Raw genomic sequence first — 19,644 nt, forward strand, 5'->3', positions numbered from 1 at the left:
CTATTTGTGCTCAAGCAATAATTTGCCTTCGCGTTCTACTTTGCCGGCGACTGTCTCTGCGATGGTCGCCAGCATACCCGGCAATACCGCTTCGATGCGGATATGTTGCGGGAATATATCAATCGAACCGACAATATTTTGTCCCAGCCCTTTCGCCGTAAATGAAAGACGGTCTTCGCTCGTCCATTCTTCTTGAAACTTGAACATCACACCGCCGGTCATGGCGTTCTTCAATTTCCCGAATCCTTCACGCACGCGCGTGCGCGCCTCCTCTTTGCCGAGGTCATGGGAAATCGTGATTGTCACAGGGCGCGCCATTTGTTCACTCCTTAGCAAGTGCACAATAGATGGTGATGATCATATTCGATTCAACCAATACGCGTTTAGGGTTTTTAACGTGTACTCTGTGCAAGCCTACACCGAATGGTGTACACTCTGCTGGGGGTAAACACTAAGGGGCTTATAAGTATGAGAGTATTTATCACGCTAATATCGTTAGCGGCGTTGGGCTGTGCGCTGACGATTGCGTTTTCCGGACCGGGTACGCAATTGGGCTGGTGGGACTATGGCACTGGGCTAAAATTGATCCGGCAGGTTTCATCACCAATAGAAATCACAGGCGGGTTTGGTTTATCGCCTATTTTCACATTGGCCGGTCTATCGTTGTTGGGCGGGGTTGCTTCGCTCGTTATCGGGCCACGTGGGCTTGGTATCTTTGCTATTGTTTGTGGCTTGGTTGCAATCGGCGCGGCGCAAGTTCCGCTGAAAATGCGGGCCGATGTTGCGGCTAATCCATTCATTCATGACGTGACAACTGATTTTGATAATCCGCCGCCGATTGTTGCGGGGGCGTCAAAAGACCGAAAGAATCCGCCTGAATATGTCGGCGACGAAATGGTCCGAGGTAGCGAATTGACCGTTGCGCAGGCGCAAGCGGCTGCGTTTCCTGATTTGACCGCACATAAGGTTAATGCCGGACTAGATGAAACCGCAGAGATCGTACGTCACCTTTTGGACGATATGGGGATGGATATTCTCGATGAGACATTGGGCGACGAAGGCTGGCTTATCGAGGCGGAATACAAATCTAAATGGTTCGGATTCTATGATGATTTTGTCGTTCGCCTTACGCCGGAGGGGTCGCTTACGCGTGTTGATGTTCGTTCAAAGTCACGTGTTGGTGGTTCCGACTTAGGTGCCAATGCAGCGCGCATGCGCGCATTCTTTGAAAAACTTGACGCCTCAAAATCGCTTTAATTTGTTGGCGGATTAATGAGCTCGCCTGTTGCAACAACTGTATCGTCATAGATCACATTTGCGCCCAACAGGCGGGCTTTATTTTCAAGTAGCAAGCGCAAGCATGCGGGATAAAGCTTGTGCTCTTGCTCCAAAATACGTGCAGCCAGTTTTTCTTCGTTATCACCGGGTAAAACCGGAACCGCAGCTTGGCCGATGATTGGGCCAGAGTCGACATCAGCCGAAACAAAATGAACGGTACAACCCGCAATTTTAACGCCCGCTTGTATCATCCGCTCGTGAACGTGTAGCCCCTCGAAAGACGGGAGCAGGGACGGGTGAATATTGATCAGGCGACCACGCCAATCACTCGCAAAGCCAGCGGTCAAAACGCGCATAAATCCTGCGAGGCAAATGAAATCGACTTTTGCCGTTTTCAAAGCATGATTAATTGCGGCTTCGAAGTCTTCTCGGGTTTCAAAACTTTTATGATCTACGACTTCGACCGAGATTCCGGCTTTGCTTGCGCGCTCAAGTCCGCCCGCTTTTGGCCGGTTTGAAATAACAAGCGCAATTTCACCGGGGAAATCGGGTTCCGCCGCAGCGTCAATCAATGATTGCAGATTACTGCCGCGGCCAGAAATGAGAACCGCAATTTTTGTCCGCGCCATTATGCGCCATTCCCGTTATTTGCGACGATATCGCCGATGACCCGAACGTCTTCACCCGATGCTTTTAGCGTGGCGAGTGTGGGCTCGACTATGTCAGGGGCGCAAACCAGAACGCCGCCGATCCCGCAGTTGAATGTCCGTCTCATATCCTCGGTGCTAAGTCCGCCAGCGTCTTTTAGCCAACCAAACAACGGTGGTAAATCAAGTGCGGCTTCGTCATAGCGTGGCGAGAGATCGTCGGTGAGTACGCGTGGCGTATTATCGGTCAGGCCGCCCCCGGTAATATGCGCAAATGCTTTTACACCGGTGTCATTGAGCAGCGGCATAATGCTTTTCACGTAAATGCGTGTCGGTGCGATCAACGCCTGGCCTAATGTCTTTGCACTGTCGAAAGGTGCAGGTGCATCATAGCTGGTGCCGCTGTCTTTGGCGATTTTGCGAATAAGTGAATACCCGTTTGAATGTGCGCCGGATGATGCAAGCCCAATCATCACATCACCAATCTCGACTTTGCGCGGTAACAGCTGGTCACGTTCCGCAGCGCCAACGCAAAAACCGGCGAGGTCATATTCGCCAGCATCATACATGCCCGGCATCTCGGCGGTTTCGCCACCAATCAATGCGCATCCCGCCAAGGCGCAGCCGTCGGCAATACCGGCAACGACATTGGCCGCAGTTGCTTCGTCGAGTTTGCCCGTTGCGAAGTAGTCGAGAAAAAACAGCGGCTCTGCGCCTTGCGCTAAAACGTCGTTCACACACATGGCAACGAGATCAATGCCAATGGTTTGGTGAAGTCCGGTTTCAAATGCGATTTTCAACTTGGTGCCCACGCCATCTGTGCCGGATACCAAAATAGGGTCTTTGAACCCCGCCGCTTTCAAATCGAACAGACCACCAAAACCACCCAATGCGGCATCAGCGCCGGGGCGGGCCGTGGCGCGGGCAAGTGGGCCAATGGCCCGGATCAGGCGATCTCCGGCATCAATATCCACGCCAGCTTTCTTATATGCGTCGCTCATAATCGCCTTGGGGGTTGGGGGCATTTAATATTTGCCGCTCTCCTAACCGTTGCCGGGGGTAGCGCGCAAGGTGGAAGCGCTATGGAATAACCCATAGGGGGCTATTTCCGGGGCGGCAAAACGCCCAAACCATTATAGGTGACACATATGAAAATCATTGCAGGTCGCCGCGATTCGGGGTCGTTTCCCGGCGCAATGGCCGCTATAAATGGCCACAATCGGGTAGTATGGCTGCTTGGATATTTTGAATGGCGCGAAAAAGCGGAGTGAATTGATGACGGTTTTACGGATTTCAGCGGCTTTTTGTGCGGCATTTCTGGCAATTATTGGCGCAGCATGGGCCGCCGGGGATGACGTCTTCGTGGTTCCGCGTGTGACCGTTCAGGCGCAGGCTGATAACGCGACAGCCGCAAAGACCATTGCGCAGCGCTCTGGTCGCCGCCACGCCTTAGACCTGCTGTTGCGCCGTCTCACCGTCGAAGAAGACTGGCCATACCTCCCGCGCGTTGGTGCGGCGGAACCCGTTGTGTCACCAAGCGGGCCGGATGATATGGGCCATATGAGCCAGCGAACGATTCTAACGCTTGATGATTCAATGCTTGAAGCGCTCGAATCCGGTTTTGAAGTCTATAATGAGAAAAGCTCAGCGCGGACCTATCGCGCCTATATCACCTATCGCTTTAAGCCAGCGTCTATCCGCAAGCTTTTACGCGATGCGCAGATTCCTTATTCCGAAGCCCAGACCCGTATGGCGTTGGTGCTGCCGGTTCTTGAGACGCAAACTGGTTTGTACCTTTGGGAAGAAAACAATCCATGGATGGCGGCTTGGAAAGTTCGTCCGTATAATAATGAACTAACACCGATGACCGCGCCGCTCGGTGATTTAGAAGACGCCGCAACTATTAGCCCTCGTCAAGCATTGGCGCTGAACGAAGCCGCACTTGCCGATATGGCCGAGCGATATTCTGTCAGTCAGGTCATTGTGGCTCATGCTTTTCTCAAACAGGTTGATGGCGAACATCAGTTGCGTGTACGTTTAATCAATGGGTTTCGCGAATCCACTGATTTTACCGGCGACGCCGAATTAACACAGATCAATGCCCAGAACGGTCAATTCGGGTTTGGCGACGTCCAACAGGGACCGTCAACAAATGGCTTCACACCGCCGCAGGTGGGCGATGTTCTCGCGCAGGCTTTGTTTAATCGCGAGGCTGGGAATTTTCCTGCGCTGGCCGAAGAAGCGATTGAGGTCGTGATCGCTAAACACGCCAAGCCGTGGAAAGAACGAACATTGATCGACCACACTGAAGCGGCATTGCTTGAGGCGAGTGCCTATTTCGCGTCGCTTAGTGAATGGTCGAAAATCCGTTCTGCGCTCATCTCGACGCCTTTGGTGGGGTCGGTTCAGGTGCGTTCGTTGTCGCGGACCGGTGCTGAGATGCTGATCCGCGCTTATGGTGACCCGGAAAAACTCATCATTGCCATGGAAGCACAAGGTCTTGCTCTTTGGACGGAGAATGGCGAAAGCTGGATGGTCGCAACACCATCAAGAGCGCAAACCATTCGTGGCAGTAGGCGCGGCAAACGGAATCGTTTTGGCGAATTTCAAAATGGTGCTTTACCAGTTCAGCCAGCGGCGTATGAAAGACCCCAAGAAGAAACGCGGTATTAGCTAGCGTTCCGCAGATACCAATAAACGAGACAGACTAAGATGCGCAGCAGTCATTCCATGCGTCAGCTTTCGCTTGCCCTTCCGGAAAACAATCCGAAAATGGACAGCGCGTCATTCGTGCGCGCTGCATCAAACGAAGATGCTTGGCGAACGGCGACAGCTTGGCTTCGTTCGGATGAACCTGCGCTTGTTATTTGTGGCCCATCAGGCGCGGGTAAAACACACCTTGCTTTTGCGTTGGTCGAGGGGTGCGAAATTGCGGTTACAACGGCCGAGCCTTTTGCGACCGGCGGGGAAGCTCATGACGCGACGTTGGTCATAATTGATGAAATGCCAGCTCAGGACCCACGCGCTTTTTTAACGGCATTTGAGACCGGCATTGCTAATGGCCATAGATTCCTGCTGATCGGTGAGGGGCATCCGTCCATTTGGGCGCTGGGATTGAAAGATCTACGCACCCGGTTAGAGGCCGCACCGCGTTCGGTTTTGGCGGACCCAGATGAAACATTGCTTCGGGCCGTCATGGCAAAAGGGTTTCGTGATCGCCAAGTGGCCGTAAGCGATAGTGTTATTGAATATATTGCGCCGCGCATTCCGTGCACTTTTTCGGCGGCCCACGGGTTTGTTGCCCTCGCAGACCGTTCCGCACTCGAAGAAAACAGAAAAATAACGACACCTTTCGTACAAAAGCTTCTTGATAACCTTTCTGAAGGCGATTGAACGTCATAAGTAAGGCTCAGATAGTTTCTAGGGAGCGTTGGCGTTGGCGGCAGATGATGGCATTGCGGGTGACATTTCGGGATCGGCACTGATTGCGCTGGACTCGCCAAACCGTTTTATAAATAGAGAATTGTCGTGGCTGGCTTTTAACAGCCGTGTTCTCGAAGAAGCTTTTAATCCGCAGCATCCGCTCCTCGAACGGCTCCGGTTTTTGTCGATCTCGGCAAGTAACCTCGACGAGTTCTTTATGGTACGTGTGGCTGGCTTGCGCGGGCAGGTACGCGAAGGCGTGGTGGCGTTAAGTCAGGAAGGTCTGACGCCGCAAGAACAACTCAATATAATCTCAGAACGCGCGCTCGACCTCATGGACGAACAACAACGGTGTTGGCGGGAATTGAAACCGTTGATGCGCGATTCGGGTGTTGTCATTCTTAATGACGACGATGAATTGACCGAGGCCGATGCGACATGGCTTGAACATGAATTTCAGACAAACATCTTCCCGATCCTGACGCCATTGGCGCTTGATCCAGCGCATCCATTTCCGTTTGTTCCCAATCTTGGTTTTGTTCTTTGTTTTGACCTTAAGCGCGCAGACGGCCAGCCATTGGAAGCAATCTTGCCTGTGCCGGTTAAGATCGGCCGCTTTATTCGTCTTCCAGATGTGCCGACCACGGATGATACACGTTCGCCAGCACGGTTTATCTCGCTGGAAAAAACGATTGTGCGTTTTATTCGTCATGTGTTTCCGGGTTTTGAAATTGTTGCCAATGGCGCTTTTCGGGTGCTGCGTGACTCTGACGTTGAGGTTGAAGAAGAAGCTGAAGATCTGGTCCGTGTTTTTGAGACGATGCTTAAGCGCCGCCGTAGAGGCGATGCAATACGTGTTAAAATCGACGCGAGCACACCAGAGCATTTGCGCGAATTGATACGCGAACGGCTACAGGCAACTGCGCAAGATGTAATTTATGTGGACGGAATTTTGGGCTTGGCGCAAACAAGCGAGCTGATACCGAGCGACCGGCCAGATCTTCAGTTTGAACCGTTCGAGCCGCGTTTTCCTGAACGTATTCGGGAGCATGGCGGCGATTGTTTTTCGGCCATTCGGGCAAAAGACATTCTTGTCCACCACCCATATGAATCTTTTGACGTGGTGGTGCAATTTTTGAAGCAAGCTGCCGCAGATCCAAAAGTGGTTGCGATCAAACAGACCCTTTATCGGACGTCGAAACAATCGCCCATCGTAGAAGCTTTGATCGAGGCGGCTGAAGCCGGGAAAAACGTCACAGCCCTTGTCGAGTTAAAAGCGCGCTTTGACGAAGAGGCAAACATCCGTTGGGCACGGGCGTTAGAGCGCGCGGGCGTTAATGTGGTTTACGGTTTTCTTGAATACAAAACCCACGCAAAACTATCGTTGGTGGTTCGGCAAGAGGCTGATGGCGCGCGAACCTATGTTCATGTGGGCACTGGCAACTATCATCCGATCACAGCGAAAGTATATACCGACCTATCGTTGTTTACATGTGACCCGGCAATCGGTCGTGATGCGGCGAAGGTTTTCAACTTTATTACTGGTTACGCCGCACCAGAAGCATTTGAGAAATTTGCCGTTGCGCCGCTAAATGCCCGCGCATACATCACCAAATTGATCGACAAAGAAATCCGTAACACCAAAAAAGGCAAACCCGGTGCCATCTGGATGAAGATGAATGCGCTCGTTGATGGTGAATTGATCGACAAGCTTTACGAAGCGTCTGCCGCTGGCGTTCAGATTGATTTGATTGTCCGTGGGGTTTGTTGTTTACGGCCCGGGGTTTCGGGGCTTTCTGAAAATATCCGTGTTAAGAGTATTATCGGGCGTTTTCTTGAGCACGCTCGGATCTATTGTTTCGGTGCTGGTGATGCACTGCCGAACCCCCAAGCTAAGATTTTTGTTGCATCAGCCGATCTGATGCCGCGAAATCTTAATCGGCGTGTTGAAGTGTTCTGCCCGGTCGAAAACCCGACGGTGCATAGCCAAATTCTAGATTATATTCTCGTTGGAAACCTCAATGATGAGGCACAAAGCTGGCGGCTTAAATCCGATGGATCATATGATCGGGTTGCAAAGGTCAAGAAATCTGGTGCTGATTCAGATAGCGAGAGCTTTAACATCCATACTTATATGATGACCAATCCGTCATTGTCTGGACGTGGCGCATCAATTGAATATAACGCGCCGAAGGAATTGAAGCGGCGAAAATAGCCGCACTGAGTGCGAATCGCGAAATGCTGTATACCGTCATCAAGATGCGTAACCGGAACTGACGGAATATATGGAAACAGGCACGACAAAGACGTCTGAAACGATGTCGCGCGACAGCCGACGTGCCGTAATCGATATCGGCTCAAACTCTGTGCGGCTTGTGGTTTATGACGGACCGCCACGTGCGCCGGTTGCGATTTGTAACGAAAAATCACTTTGTGGTCTTGGTCGCGATATGACCGAAGATGGTATGTTAAACCCGTCTTCGGTTGAGGACGCGTTGATGACGCTTGCTCGTTTTCGTCATGTGCTCGATGATCTTGGCAATCCGCCGGTAAGAGCGATTGCGACTTCTGCGGTTCGAGAGGCACATGATGGGCCGCAATTTGTCGAAGCGGCGCGCGCACTCGGGTTTGATGTTGATGTGGTCTCGGGCAAAGAAGAGGGCGAGCTTGCAGCCCTTGGGGTTCTATCGGTCGAACCAAACGCAGCGGGTCTTGTGGGCGATATGGGCGGTGGCAGCCTTGAGCTTGCCGTGCTCAATAACGGCACTGTTAAAGACCGGGTGAGTTTGCCGATTGGCCCACTTAGCCTGATGCATGATGTAGGCAGTGATTTCAAACTCGCCCAAAAAATCATCGATAAACACCTTTCTAGTGTGAAATTCATAAAACCGGGAGCGTTTGATACGCTTTATTCAGTAGGCGGTGCATGGCGCGCAGTTGCGCGGATACATATGTCCATTCGTGGTTACCCGCTTCAAGTGCTACAGCGCTATGAAATGACGGTATCGCAGACGATTGAGGTTTGTGACTTAATCGCGCGACAAAGCCGTAAGTCGCTTGAGGAAATTGATGGCATTCCACGTCGGCGTCTCGATACATTGCCATTTGCAGCGACGGTTTTGAAAACGGTCCTTAAAAGCCTCAACATAAAAAAAGTAGTAGTCTCCAGTGGTGGTGTCAGAGAGGGACTTCTGTATCAACAGCTTTCTAAGACGGTGCGTAAGCAAGATCCGTTTCATGTGGCAAGCAAGTTTTATGCAGCGCGGTTGTCACCTGACCCGGCCTTTGGCGAAGTTGCTTATCAGGTATTAGAGCCGCTATTTTCGCCGACCAACGGTGCGCATCAGCGACTTCGATATGGTGCCAGCTTGCTCTGTGATATTGGCGCATATTTTCACCCGGAATTGCGCGGGCGTCATGCATTCGATACAGCACTTCGTTCGCCCTTTGTTGGGGTCACGCATGTTGAGCGGTTGTGGCTTGCCCTTGCCTTGTTCCACCGTCATCAGGGCCGGTCGGTAACGCCACCAAACGAACAGGCGCTGTCATTACTTTCTGACGAAGAACGCAACAGTGCTGTGCAATATGGGTCGGCGCTGCGGTTTATCACTGCGCTAGCACCAAAAAGCCCGTCATCACTCGAAGGCTGTAGCCTCGAGCAGCGTGGCGACGAAATTATTTTTCGTGCACCAAATGACAGGCAAGCATTGATGGGAGAGACACCGCGTCGGCGGTTTGTATCGCTCGCAGCGGCTTTTGATGCGAATGCAGCAGAGGTCTATGACGACTAGCGTTTTCGAAAACGATCAAGCCCTGTGACACGCTCATACATTCTATCAATCACGCCCGACGGCATGAAGTTACGCAGTGCCAACAAGCCAAGCTTGCTTTGTGGGACTGTGTATCGTGAATATGGGCGGTCGGCGGTCAGTGCGTTGTGCACTGCTTCAGCGACGATGGAGGGGGATGGGGCGCTTGGATGGCCTTTGGCGTGCCATGCCTTAAAGGTCCTGACCTGATCGGCATAGGGGCCGGTCGATGAATATTCTTCAAGCCGGTCCTGTTGTTGTTTACCCATGTCGGTGTTGATGAAGACGGGTCGGATGACGCTGACTTTTATGCCATGAGGCATGACTTCGCGGCGAAGGGAATCGGACAGGCCTTCGACGGCGTGCTTCGATGCGGCATATGGGCTTTGAAACGCCGCCGCAATCCGACCCGATATAGAACCGATATTAATGATCCGCCCACGCCCGGCTTCGCGCATTTGCGGTAGAACCGCACGCGTCATTGCGACCAGGCCAAATAGATTAACCTCGAATTGATCGCGCCAGTCGTCCAGCGAGAGGTCTTCGAACGGCCCGATGATCGAAGTCCCTGCATTATTGACGAGGCCGTAAAGCGTGTTGCCGTCGGCATTTATTCGCTCAATAGCATTATCGATAGAGGCGGGGTCCGTCACATCAAGCGCAATGGGGTGAATACGCCCAGAGCCCAGTGCAGAGAGCTCGTTCAGTTTGTCGATCTGTCGTGCAGCCGCATAAACACGAAAGCCCTTATGGGCGAGATGTACGGCTGTAGCCTCGCCAATGCCTCTTGATGCGCCCGTAACCAAAATAGATTGATGCACGTTGTTTTTCCATTCACTTCGCCAGGAGTTTATCGCGAAGCAATTTTTTTAGCAAAGACCATAAAGAAGGCGCGACAGATGAACTGTCGCGCCGACTTAGAGCAGTTGCGGGCGGGGAGGGTGAACTGCTCTTAGATGGTCTTTTTACGTCGTGACGCAAATCCAAGGCCGGCGATACCAGATAGCAACAATGGAAGTGCTGCTGGCACTGGAATTTCACTGACAACGGCATTGATGTTGAAATTGAAATCGGGAAGTGCGGCACCAGAGTTCAGAAATGCGAGGCCATCAATCGCAAAATTCACATCAGCGTCGGAAATGAACGACAGGAAGAATGTCTGAAGCGCAGCACCGCCATTGGTGGTGCCGTCAGTATTCGTCACTGTGAACGATCCAAGCGACGTCAAACCTTGAAAAAATTCAATCGACAAGTCGGAAAAGCCAGCGGCGACCTCTGTTTGACCAGCGAGAATTTCGTCAAATGCGACATCGACAAAAACATCCGCGCCAGCAAGGCCGGGCGCGACTTCAAAGCTACCTTCAGCGGCGTAAACCCCCGGCGTGACATCATCGTCCTGAATGGCGATGGGGTTGCTTTCAGAAAGCGGTCCACCACCGTTGGTAATCGCGCATGTTCCGACGGAACATGGTGCAGCGTTGGCCGCTGCAAATGGCGCAACAAATAAGGCCGCAGACGCGGCTAATACGTGTAGTGTTCTCATTACTAAGTCCACCTCAATTACTTACAGATATGTGGGCAACAGAGGGAACTAAGAATGGTTCACGGAAAAGTCGCAATTTTTCCAAAATTATCGAGATTTTTTTGAATAGCGGTGAGGGCGCAGGTTTAGCGGGTGAAACCAAAAAAAGGCGTTCATTACGAACGCCTTTTTGTCATTTTTCCAATCAATCTCTAGTTGTGATTAAACCAACCGAGAACGTTTCACAGCCGCATCGATAAATGATGCGAACAGCGGGTGGGGCTCAAATGGGCGCGATTTCAATTCCGGATGGTATTGAACGCCGATGAACCACGGGTGATCTGGAATTTCCATGATCTCCGGTAATTTCCCGTCTGGCGATGTGCCCGAAAAAATGACGCCATGCTTCTCGAGGCGCTCCGCCCACGCCATATCGACTTCGAATCGGTGACGATGGCGCTCGACGATTTCTTCGCTGCCATAGGCTTCTGCGACGCGGCTACCGGGTTTTAGTTTGGCCGGATATGCGCCAAGCCGCATGGTGCCGCCCAGGTCGCTGTCTTGTGTGCGAGTCATTGTTTGGTTGCCGTGGGTCCATTCGGTCATCAGACCAACGATCGGCTTGCAGTCTTTCGTAAATTCAGTCGAACTGGCTTCGGTTTCGCCCACAAGATTTCTTGCGGCTTCGATCACCGCCATCTGCATACCGAAGCAGATTCCGAAATATGGTATTTCTTTTACTCGTGCAAATTGCGCCGCTTTGATTTTGCCTTCAGCGCCGCGTTCGCCAAATCCACCGGGCACCAGAATGCCGTGGACGCCTTCGAGGGCGTCAATGGCTTCTTCTTCTTTTTCAAAGACGTCGGATTCAATCCACTCGATATTGACGCGCACATTATTGGCGATGCCGCCATGGGCGATGGCCTCAATCAGTGACTTATAGGCGTCTTTGAGCACGGTGTATTTGCCAACTACCGCGATTGTCACTTCACCATCAGGAACGGTGATGCGCTCTACGATATTCTTCCAACCATCAAGCTTAGGCTCGGGCGGGTTACGCACACCAAAGGCATCAAGAACTTCGCGGTCGAAGCCTTCGCGGTGATAGCTAAGGGGTACTTCGTAGATCGTGCGGCAATCAAGCGCCTGAACCACAGCAGTCGAACGGACGTTACAAAACAGTGCGATCTTAGAGCGCTCGCTCTCCGGGATTTCGCGATCTGCACGAACAAGCAGCACGTCAGGCTGAATACCAATGGCACGTAACTCGCGCACTGAATGTTGTGTAGGTTTTGTTTTTAGTTCGCCTGCGGATGGAATATAAGGCATCAGCGTCAGGTGAAGGTAAACCGCATCGCCTCGCGGTAATTCATTGCCCAGCTGCCGGATAGCTTCGAAAAACGGTAGCGCCTCGATATCGCCAACGGTGCCGCCAATTTCGCACAAAACGTAATCCGCGCCGCCAGCATCGCCAAGGACGAAAGCTTTGATCGCATCAGTTACATGCGGGATGACCTGAACCGTCGCGCCAAGATAGTCGCCGCGTCGCTCACGTTCGATGATTTGGGAATAGATCTGACCCGTAGTGATGTTGTCACTCTTGGAGGCTGAAACGCCGGTGAAGCGTTCATAGTGACCAAGGTCGAGATCCGTCTCAGCGCCGTCGTCGGTTACGAAGACTTCGCCATGCTGATAGGGCGACATAGTGCCTGGGTCTACATTGAGATAAGGGTCAAGCTTACGCAAACGGACTTTATAGCCACGCGCCTGAAGCAGCGCGCCTAGGGCCGCTGAAGCTACACCTTTTCCAAGAGACGACACCACGCCGCCGGTAATGAATATGTACCGCGCCATGGAAGCCCGTCTTACCGAAGAATTCGGCCCAATCAAACTGTATTTTCAAAGAAACTGAAAAAGTTGGAGAAAGACCCGTTAAATGGGCCGCGAAAATAGGAAAAAAGCTCTGCTAGTTCGGGCTTTCAGTTTCCGTTTCTGGTTCAGCATCCGCATCAGCAGGTGCGTTTTCAGAATCACCAGCCGGTGCGGTATCAGCAGCGGGCGGCGTTTGTTCGCCAGCTTGCGGTACCTCGCCACCCATCGATTCGATAAGGGCTTCGGCATCAGTTGTTTCGTCCGCATCGATTTCGAGCGAATTCAACAGATCTTCGGCGCGGATGTCGCCATCTGGGTTTTCCTGAACGGCTTCAACGCCGGGCGTTCCTGTAAGGTCGTCAGCGATATCGTCTGCGCTTTCGCCGCCGCCAGCACGAATAGCCAGAATCAGCGATGTCGCAAAGAAAAGTGCGGCCAATATAGACGTTGTACGCGTAAGTGCGTTTGCGGCACCACGACCTGTCATAAAGCCGCCGCCACCGCCGCCACCGCCGAGTCCGAGTGCACCACCATCGGAACGCTGCAAAAGAACAACGCCAATAAGGGCAAGAACGATTAGGGCATGGATCGTAAGAATAACGGCGGTCATGAAGAATGCTCTCTGTGCCGGGCGGGTTAAAAGCGAGCCAGCATGATGCCAGCAGGTGCTATGTAATAGGTCAGGGGTGTAATGCAAACGCCCCCGATGCAAGGTGCTGGGCATTAACGGAAACCAAGCCAGCCCGCAAGCCCCTCAGTAAGCGGCTTAGGACCGGGATGTGAGGCGCGATAGGAACCGTCTGGCCCGTGCGATCCTTCGGTTTAGGATCGGCGGCAGAAAATCATCAAGTGTTTGGTTGATTTTGACCTGCCAATCGATTTGGTCGTCTGCCCCCCGCCGTGTCCGGAATTGGGTCGTGCGGGCGGGTTTAGAGCTGTCCCAAGTGGATGTGTAATAATAGAGCGCAATCGATTTGCGCGTGACCCCGTCTGGGTGCGCCACCGGCTCAGGGTTGCCATGCATACTGTCTTGGGTGGTTGTGAACATGACGCAGCGATTGGCGATCGGTGTGATCGACTGTACGCGCTCTGACATATCAGTACGCCACAGCTCGAGCTGGCCACCGAATTCGTCTTTCCAGTCGTGATTGAGATAGATCAAGACATTGACCCGGCGTTCCAGATCGAGCGGTTTGTGGTGGTTAAAATCAGCATGCATCGACAAATGCCCGCCATTACTGATTTCATGGAACCCACCGCCTAGAAAGTATGGGTCCGGGATAAGCCCCTTGATCCCGGTGATGTTTTCAACCACGCGGATAAACGGACGGGAATTAAAGGCATAAAACAAATGCCTTAGGGCCGGTTCCATATGGTCCGGATGAAAGCTGGTTTTATAGCGTTCCTGCGCGCGATCGAATTGCATTGAATCGCGGTCAGGACGCGCGGGGAATTTTGCAAGACATAGATCGACGAGAGAGGCGGGCAGGAAGTCATCAATAACGATATGCGGAAAAGGATCTCCACCAGCATATTGCTCGTGAAGGTCGGTGCCTAATTCCTTGCTATCTTCAAATTCAAATAGCGTGTTGTCGCTATTATGGGTCGAGAGAAATGCCATTTTGCTCGCCGTCTATCACGTTAGCGCTCTCAGCTATCGCGGTCTTTGGAATAGATCAAGCGACGCCTTGCATCCCATATAAAGTGGTGCAAGGGCCACGCAGCCCTTGCACCCTGGAAAGTTAACTTGCCTGTTGGTCGGCTACCCATTCATCAGTGATGTCACTGAGAATGCCCAACGGCATCGCACCGTTCATCAAAATCATATCGTTAAACGCCTTGAGGTTAAAATCGTCACCCAGCGCTTGTTCGGCCCGTGCCCGCATATCCAACATCGCGAGCTGGCCTGTTTTGTATGATGTCGCTTGACCGGGCCAGACCACATAACGTTCGATCTCGCGTGTGACTTCGGCTTCGGTCATGCCGGTATTTTCAATCATATAGGCGATGGCCTCTTCGCGGGACCATTTCTTCGCGTGCATCCCCGTATCGACGACCAAGCGAACGGCACGAAAGATCTCTGCCTGAAGGCGACCAAGGTCACCAAGCGGATCGTCGGCATACATACCCATGTCGAGCGCAGCCATTCGTTCGGAATAAAGCGCCCAACCTTCGGAATAAGCACCGAATGGCGAAAGTGTCCGCAACATCGGCACCCCTTCGATAAGCTGTGAGGCTGAAAGTTGGAAATGGTGACCTGGAGCAGCCTCGTGATAAAGCAGCGTCGGTAGCGTCCAGCGCGGATTATCGGCAGTGTTTTTCAGGTTGATATAAAAACGACCGGGACGAGAGCCATCAATCGCGGGTGGGTTATAGTAACCACCGGGTGAAGAGTCCTGAGAGTAAACAGGGACGCGAACGATCTCGAGCGGTTGTGGTGGGATAGTGATGAAATAATCTTTGGCTTTTTCCATCACTTCGGTGTTGAGCTTAACAAGATAGTCGAGCATTTCCTGACGGCCTTCATCCGTGTTTGGGAATTGCCTTGCTGGGTCTTCCATCAACTGTTTCACACGCTCAGCAACGGAGCCTTCGGTCAGACCCTGAGTAATCAGAATTTGATCCATTTCGGTTGTGATCCGGTCTACCTCTGAAAGCCCAACATTATGGATTTCGTCAGCCGTCATGTCGGTTGTTGTGTATGATTTGAGGGCTGCGGCGTAAATTTTATCGCCGTTCGGAATGCGCCAAATACCGGCGTCGTGGTCGGTATCATTTAAAAGGTCTTCAAACAGCGCAATCATCGCCTCATAGCCGGGGATGACCTTGGTCGCGACGGCATTTTCGGTTTCGGCGAGATAGTGCGCACGCTTTTCTTCACTCATACCGTCGAGCGCTTCGAGCTTTGCGGGAAGGGTCGTAACTAACGGATTGCCAGAAGCTCCGCCGTCGATAAAGGCACGCATACCGATAAGCGATTTCTCAAGGACGAAATCAGGCGGCACGACGCCTTTGCTGCGGTCGTCCTCCACGCGGGTTTTAACCTCGCCCAAAACGCGACCAAATTCGTTGACCCGTGAGACATAGCGTTTGACGCTTTTCTCGTTCTTGATGATATGACTGTCGGTTAGGAATTGCGGCATGTCGGTGGTGACGCCGCCAAGTTGGCTAATGCGATAGCCGCCGGGCTCAAATGATGCCTGCCGGATAAGGTCATCAAAAAACCAAGCGGTGATTTTCCAACTCAACAATTCCTGACCTTTCAATCCATCAGGTCCGTATTTGTCTAATCCTTTGCGGGCGCGTTGAAGTTTTTTAAGTGATTTGTCGTCTTGTTCTTTGGTGTAATCGGCAAGCTTTCCGCTATGAAAATCGAGCGGTGTGTTATCAATAATGCCAAGTTGCGTGATTAATTCAGGGCTGTCGATTGCCAGTTCGATAGTTACTTTGTTGATATAATTATTGACGCCTACTGGTGTGAACCAGAACCACATAGATGCGCCGCCAAGGGCCAGCACCAGTAACAGGAGCAAGCCGCCGAAAATCTTTCCGATAAGTTTCATTGTAATATCCCCTAGGATGCGTTTACCGCATTTTTGCTAGGTGCTTTTATGTCATTTGTTTTCAATGGTGGCGACGGTAAAAGACTGTAATTTTACTCGTCTTGGCTTATTAAGCGCTCTACATGGCTTTTTGGCATCGTTACCAGTCATGCTTGAGAGCAATAAATTATTACGCTATGAAGCAAAAATCGATAATAAAATAGCATATAATATACAGTTTAAAGGTTGGCTCTTGTCCTATGGGGTATTGTGCGGCTAGGAAGAGCGCGCCGAATTTGGAAAGTTGAGATTAATCAATGCCAACGCCGATATTAATGCCTGCCTTATCGCCCACTATGGAAGAGGGCACACTCGCAAAATGGAACGTCAAAGAGGGTGATAAAGTCTCCTCCGGTGACGTTATTGCCGAGATTGAAACCGACAAAGCGACCATGGAAGTGGAAGCCGTCGATGAAGGAATCATTGGAAAAATCCTTGTCTCTGAAGGAACAGAGAGCGTAAAGGTCAATGATCCGATTGCCGTTTTGGTCGATGATGGCGAGAGTGCAGAAGACATAGATGTGAGCGCACTCAATGGTGCCGCGCCTGCCGCCGCCGAATCTACACAAGAAGAAGACGAAGCCACAGAGGATGATTCATCTTCGGATGATGAAACCGCCGTTCGCCCAGCGATGACGGCTGCAAGTGACCCGGAATTGCCAGACGGGGTCGAGATGGTCCAAACCACCATTCGCGATGCGCTTCGGGACGCAATGGCCGAGGAAATGCGTCGTGATGGTGATGTGTTTTTGATGGGCGAAGAAGTCGCCGAGTATCAAGGCGCTTATAAAGTCAGTCGTGGCCTTTTAGAAGAATTTGGCTCCCGCCGTGTGGTTGATACGCCGATCACCGAATATGGCTTTGCTGGTTTAGGTGTGGGCGCGGCTTTTGCGGGTCTTAGGCCTATTGTTGAGTTTATGACCTGGAACTTCGCCATGCAGGCGATTGACCACATCATTAATTCAGCAGCGAAAACCCGTTATATGTCCGGCGGCCAGATGGGATCGCCGATTGTGTTTCGTGGCCCTAATGCTGCGGCGAGCCGCGTTGGCGCACAGCACTCTCAAGATTATGCACCGTGGTATGCGAATATTCCGGGCCTGATTGTGATCGCGCCGTTCTCGGCATCCGACGCCAAGGGCCTTCTTAAAGCTGCGATCCGCAATCCAAACCCTGTTGTGTTTCTTGAGCATGAGCTTCTTTACGGCGACACAATGGATGTGCCCGATGTGGAAGATTGGGTTTTGCCGATCGGTAAGGCGAAAATCGTGCGCGAAGGTTCGGACGTGACGATTGTTTCCTATTCGCGCGGCGTGAAATTCTCGCTGGAAGCCGCAGAAAAACTTGCAGAAAATGGCATCAACGCCGAAGTCGTTGACCTGCGCACGATCCGTCCGATGGATGTTGAGACAGTGATCGAGTCAGTCAAAAAGACCAATCGCGTTGTTACAGTCGAAGAAAGCTGGGGGCCATGCGGCATTGGCTCAGAGGTCGCGTGGCAAGTTACTCAACATGCGTTCGATTATCTCGATGCACCGCCTGCGCGGGTTTGTCAGGAGGATACGCCTTTGCCATATGCGGCGAACCTTGAGATTTTAAGCCTTCCGAATGCGGATAAAATTGTTAAGGCCGTCAAGCAAGTGATGTATAAGGACTAATCATGCCAACCCCAATCCTCATGCCTGCCTTATCGCCCACTATGGAAGAGGGCACACTTGCAAAATGGAACGTTAAAGAAGGCGACAAAGTCTCTTCTGGTGACGTGATTGCTGAGATCGAAACCGACAAAGCGACCATGGAAGTGGAAGCGGTGGACGAGGGGACCGTTGGCAAAATCATTATCGCCGAAGGCACCGAAGCGGTTAAGGTCAATGCACCGATCGCCGTTCTACTTGATGATGGCGAAAGCGCCGGCGATATTGATATGGACGCGTTAGCGGGCGGTGGTACCCCTAAGGCTGACGACACCAAAAAAGCTGAAGCGGCGGCTTCACCTAAGGCTGACTCGCCCAAGGAAGCCCCCGCGAAACCTGCACCTAAGGCCAATGGTTCTTCGAATGGGCGCGTATTGGCATCACCGCTGGCAAAGCGCATCGCATCACAAAACGGAATCGACCTTTCTGCTGTAAGCGGTTCAGGGCCCCGTGGCCGTGTGGTTAAACGCGACGTTGAAAAAGCGATGAAAGACGGCACAGGCAAAGCCTCTAGCGCCAGTGCACCACAACAGATTGCACCGGCAACGATCGACGCCCGCCTCTATCCCGCGGATAGCTATGAGGCCGTCAAACTTGATGGCATGCGTAAAGTCATCGCGAAACGGCTCACCCAAAGCTTCAATCAGGAAGTGCCGCATTTCCCGCTGAATATCGACATTGAACTCGATACGCTGTTGGAGGCACGCAAACGCATTAACGCTACCTCGCCGAAAGACGGCGATGGTGCGTTTAAACTGTCGGTCAATGATTTTATTATCAAAGCGTCGGCAATGGCGCTCAAGCAAGTTCCTGCCGCCAACGCGACCTATACGGACGAAGCGATTTTGCTTCACAAACACGCGGACATTGGTGTTGCGGTGGCCATTGACGGTGGCTTGATCACTCCCATCGTTTGGAAGGCCGAAGAAAAGGGCCTCAAGCAGATTTCAGCCGAAGTCAAAGACATGGCTGGCCGCGCGCGAAACAAAAAGCTCAAGCCTGAAGAATATCAGGGCGGCACATTCTCTGTGTCGAACCTGGGCATGTTCGGAATCACGTCGTTCTCATCAATTGTGAATCAGCCGCAAGGCGCGATTATGTCAGTGGGTGCGGGCCAGGAGCGTGTGATCGTGAAGAACGGCAAGATGGAAATCGCGACGATGATGACCGTGACTTTGACTTGCGATCACCGGGTGGTTGATGGCGCTGTTGGCGCGCAGTTCCTTGCGGCGTTCAAAAACTTCATCGAAGAACCAACCTCGATGCTGCTTTAAGAGATTGCACGCATCCCGCGAGAGCGGCCATTAATCAAGAGATCGATACGGAATTCAGGTCGCCATTTACTTTGCCCATTGGTTGAATTGTGCCGTTGCGAAATCTATCAGGGTTGGTGGTTCATGCACCGTGCGCGCAGAAGTTAAAAAATACTAGTAATTACAAATCACTATGGTCTATTTGGGTGTGTCCCAATGCTCTTTGATCAAGTCAATGTGAGGTTGCATCGCAATATGGCCACAATTTCGCCGCGAGAAAATTCTAATTGATTGCAATATTCCTCTCATCGCAAGGGCGTTGAGTATCTCCGAGCGAAGGCGAGGCGCTCAGCCAATTTCTCTCCCCCCGTGCTGGATCCGCCTCGCCACTTTTTCAATATTCGTGTTTAGCGTGTGTTGGCTAAAAAAACTTGCGCGATAATGGGTGTAAGTTTATAACATAACTAAAGCAGGGCCAGTTGCGTTTGATGTTGTGGCCGGTGCTGAACGAGTTAGTTGCGTAAGTGTATGTGGCGTTGCGTTT

General features: G+C 52.0%; 17 protein-coding genes. 8 read left to right on the forward strand and 9 right to left on the reverse strand.

Annotated features, from left to right (window positions below):
* Positions 1-318, reverse strand: a complete 318-nt coding sequence (locus ABFZ84_RS10405; RefSeq protein WP_369313953.1) for a polyhydroxyalkanoic acid system family protein — start codon at positions 316-318, stop codon at positions 1-3.
* Positions 319-468: 150 nt separating this feature from the next.
* On the opposite strand from ABFZ84_RS10405, the gene ABFZ84_RS10410 reads away from it, so the two are divergent.
* Positions 469-1,257 carry a DUF1499 domain-containing protein gene (locus ABFZ84_RS10410; RefSeq protein WP_369313954.1) on the forward strand — a complete coding sequence of 263 codons (789 nt, stop codon included), beginning with the start codon at positions 469-471 and terminating at the stop codon, positions 1,255-1,257.
* Here the strand turns inward: ABFZ84_RS10410 and purN are convergent.
* Together purN and purM are read right to left on the reverse strand one after the other, a co-directional pair.
* Complete coding sequence (gene purN, locus ABFZ84_RS10415) at positions 1,254-1,907, reverse strand: phosphoribosylglycinamide formyltransferase (protein ID WP_369313955.1); 654 nt, start codon at positions 1,905-1,907, stop codon at positions 1,254-1,256. The genes ABFZ84_RS10410 and purN overlap by 4 nt on opposite strands.
* On the reverse strand, positions 1,907-2,926 hold the full coding sequence (purM, locus tag ABFZ84_RS10420) for a phosphoribosylformylglycinamidine cyclo-ligase (protein WP_369313956.1): 1,020 nt from the start codon (positions 2,924-2,926) through the stop codon (positions 1,907-1,909). The genes purN and purM overlap by 1 nt, the downstream gene beginning before the upstream one ends.
* Positions 2,927-3,073: 147 nt before the next feature.
* Here purM and ABFZ84_RS10425 point away from each other — a divergent pair, with 147 nt between their 5' ends.
* The 5 genes from ABFZ84_RS10425 to ABFZ84_RS10445 all read left to right on the forward strand — a co-directional run bounded on the left by ABFZ84_RS10425 (position 3,074) and on the right by ABFZ84_RS10445 (position 9,139).
* Positions 3,074-3,196: a hypothetical protein gene (locus tag ABFZ84_RS10425; protein ID WP_369313957.1), complete on the forward strand. Its 123-nt coding sequence runs from the start codon at positions 3,074-3,076 to the stop codon at positions 3,194-3,196.
* A 4-nt stretch (positions 3,197-3,200) separates the two neighbouring features.
* Complete coding sequence (locus ABFZ84_RS10430; RefSeq protein WP_369313958.1) at positions 3,201-4,598, forward strand: DUF2066 domain-containing protein; 1,398 nt, start codon at positions 3,201-3,203, stop codon at positions 4,596-4,598.
* 39 nt (positions 4,599-4,637) lie between these two features.
* Positions 4,638-5,318, forward strand: a complete 681-nt coding sequence (locus tag ABFZ84_RS10435; protein WP_369313959.1) for a hypothetical protein — start codon at positions 4,638-4,640, stop codon at positions 5,316-5,318.
* Between the two features lie 43 nt (positions 5,319-5,361).
* On the forward strand, positions 5,362-7,563 hold the full coding sequence (locus tag ABFZ84_RS10440) for an RNA degradosome polyphosphate kinase (protein WP_369313960.1): 2,202 nt from the start codon (positions 5,362-5,364) through the stop codon (positions 7,561-7,563).
* 70 nt (positions 7,564-7,633) lie between these two features.
* Positions 7,634-9,139 carry a Ppx/GppA phosphatase family protein gene (locus ABFZ84_RS10445; protein WP_369313961.1) on the forward strand — a complete coding sequence of 502 codons (1,506 nt, stop codon included), beginning with the start codon at positions 7,634-7,636 and terminating at the stop codon, positions 9,137-9,139.
* On the opposite strand, the gene ABFZ84_RS10450 is transcribed toward ABFZ84_RS10445, so the two are convergent.
* The 6 genes from ABFZ84_RS10450 to ABFZ84_RS10475 form a co-directional block, all read right to left on the reverse strand.
* The gene (locus ABFZ84_RS10450; RefSeq protein WP_369313962.1) at positions 9,136-9,978 is read right to left on the reverse strand and encodes an SDR family oxidoreductase; all 843 of its coding nucleotides are present in this window, start codon (positions 9,976-9,978) and stop codon (positions 9,136-9,138) included. The two genes, ABFZ84_RS10445 and ABFZ84_RS10450, sit on opposite strands and share 4 nt — an antisense overlap.
* Before the next feature lie 131 nt (positions 9,979-10,109).
* Positions 10,110-10,700 carry a VPLPA-CTERM sorting domain-containing protein gene (locus ABFZ84_RS10455; protein ID WP_369313963.1) on the reverse strand — a complete coding sequence of 197 codons (591 nt, stop codon included), beginning with the start codon at positions 10,698-10,700 and terminating at the stop codon, positions 10,110-10,112.
* 201 nt (positions 10,701-10,901) lie between these two features.
* Positions 10,902-12,533 (reverse strand): CTP synthase, encoded by a 1,632-nt coding sequence (locus ABFZ84_RS10460; RefSeq protein WP_369313964.1) that lies wholly within the window; start codon positions 12,531-12,533, stop codon positions 10,902-10,904.
* Positions 12,534-12,645: 112 nt separating this feature from the next.
* The gene (gene secG, locus ABFZ84_RS10465) at positions 12,646-13,161 is read right to left on the reverse strand and encodes a preprotein translocase subunit SecG (RefSeq protein WP_369313965.1); all 516 of its coding nucleotides are present in this window, start codon (positions 13,159-13,161) and stop codon (positions 12,646-12,648) included.
* A 156-nt stretch (positions 13,162-13,317) separates the two neighbouring features.
* On the reverse strand, positions 13,318-14,172 hold the full coding sequence (locus tag ABFZ84_RS10470; protein WP_369313966.1) for a 2OG-Fe(II) oxygenase: 855 nt from the start codon (positions 14,170-14,172) through the stop codon (positions 13,318-13,320).
* A 121-nt stretch (positions 14,173-14,293) separates the two neighbouring features.
* Complete coding sequence (locus tag ABFZ84_RS10475) at positions 14,294-16,114, reverse strand: DUF885 domain-containing protein (RefSeq protein ID WP_369313967.1); 1,821 nt, start codon at positions 16,112-16,114, stop codon at positions 14,294-14,296.
* A 296-nt stretch (positions 16,115-16,410) separates the two neighbouring features.
* Between ABFZ84_RS10475 and ABFZ84_RS10480 the strand changes: the two genes are divergently transcribed.
* Entirely contained in the window at positions 16,411-17,811 is a 1,401-nt protein-coding gene (locus ABFZ84_RS10480) for a pyruvate dehydrogenase complex E1 component subunit beta (RefSeq protein WP_369313968.1), read from the forward strand.
* Positions 17,812-17,813: 2 nt separating this feature from the next.
* Positions 17,814-19,121: a pyruvate dehydrogenase complex dihydrolipoamide acetyltransferase gene (locus ABFZ84_RS10485; RefSeq protein ID WP_369313969.1), complete on the forward strand. Its 1,308-nt coding sequence runs from the start codon at positions 17,814-17,816 to the stop codon at positions 19,119-19,121.
* The last annotated feature ends 523 nt before the right edge of the window (positions 19,122-19,644 follow it).

Source organism: Hyphococcus lacteus, from assembly GCF_041058985.1.
GTDB classification, from domain to species: domain Bacteria; phylum Pseudomonadota; class Alphaproteobacteria; order Caulobacterales; family Parvularculaceae; genus Hyphococcus; species Hyphococcus lacteus.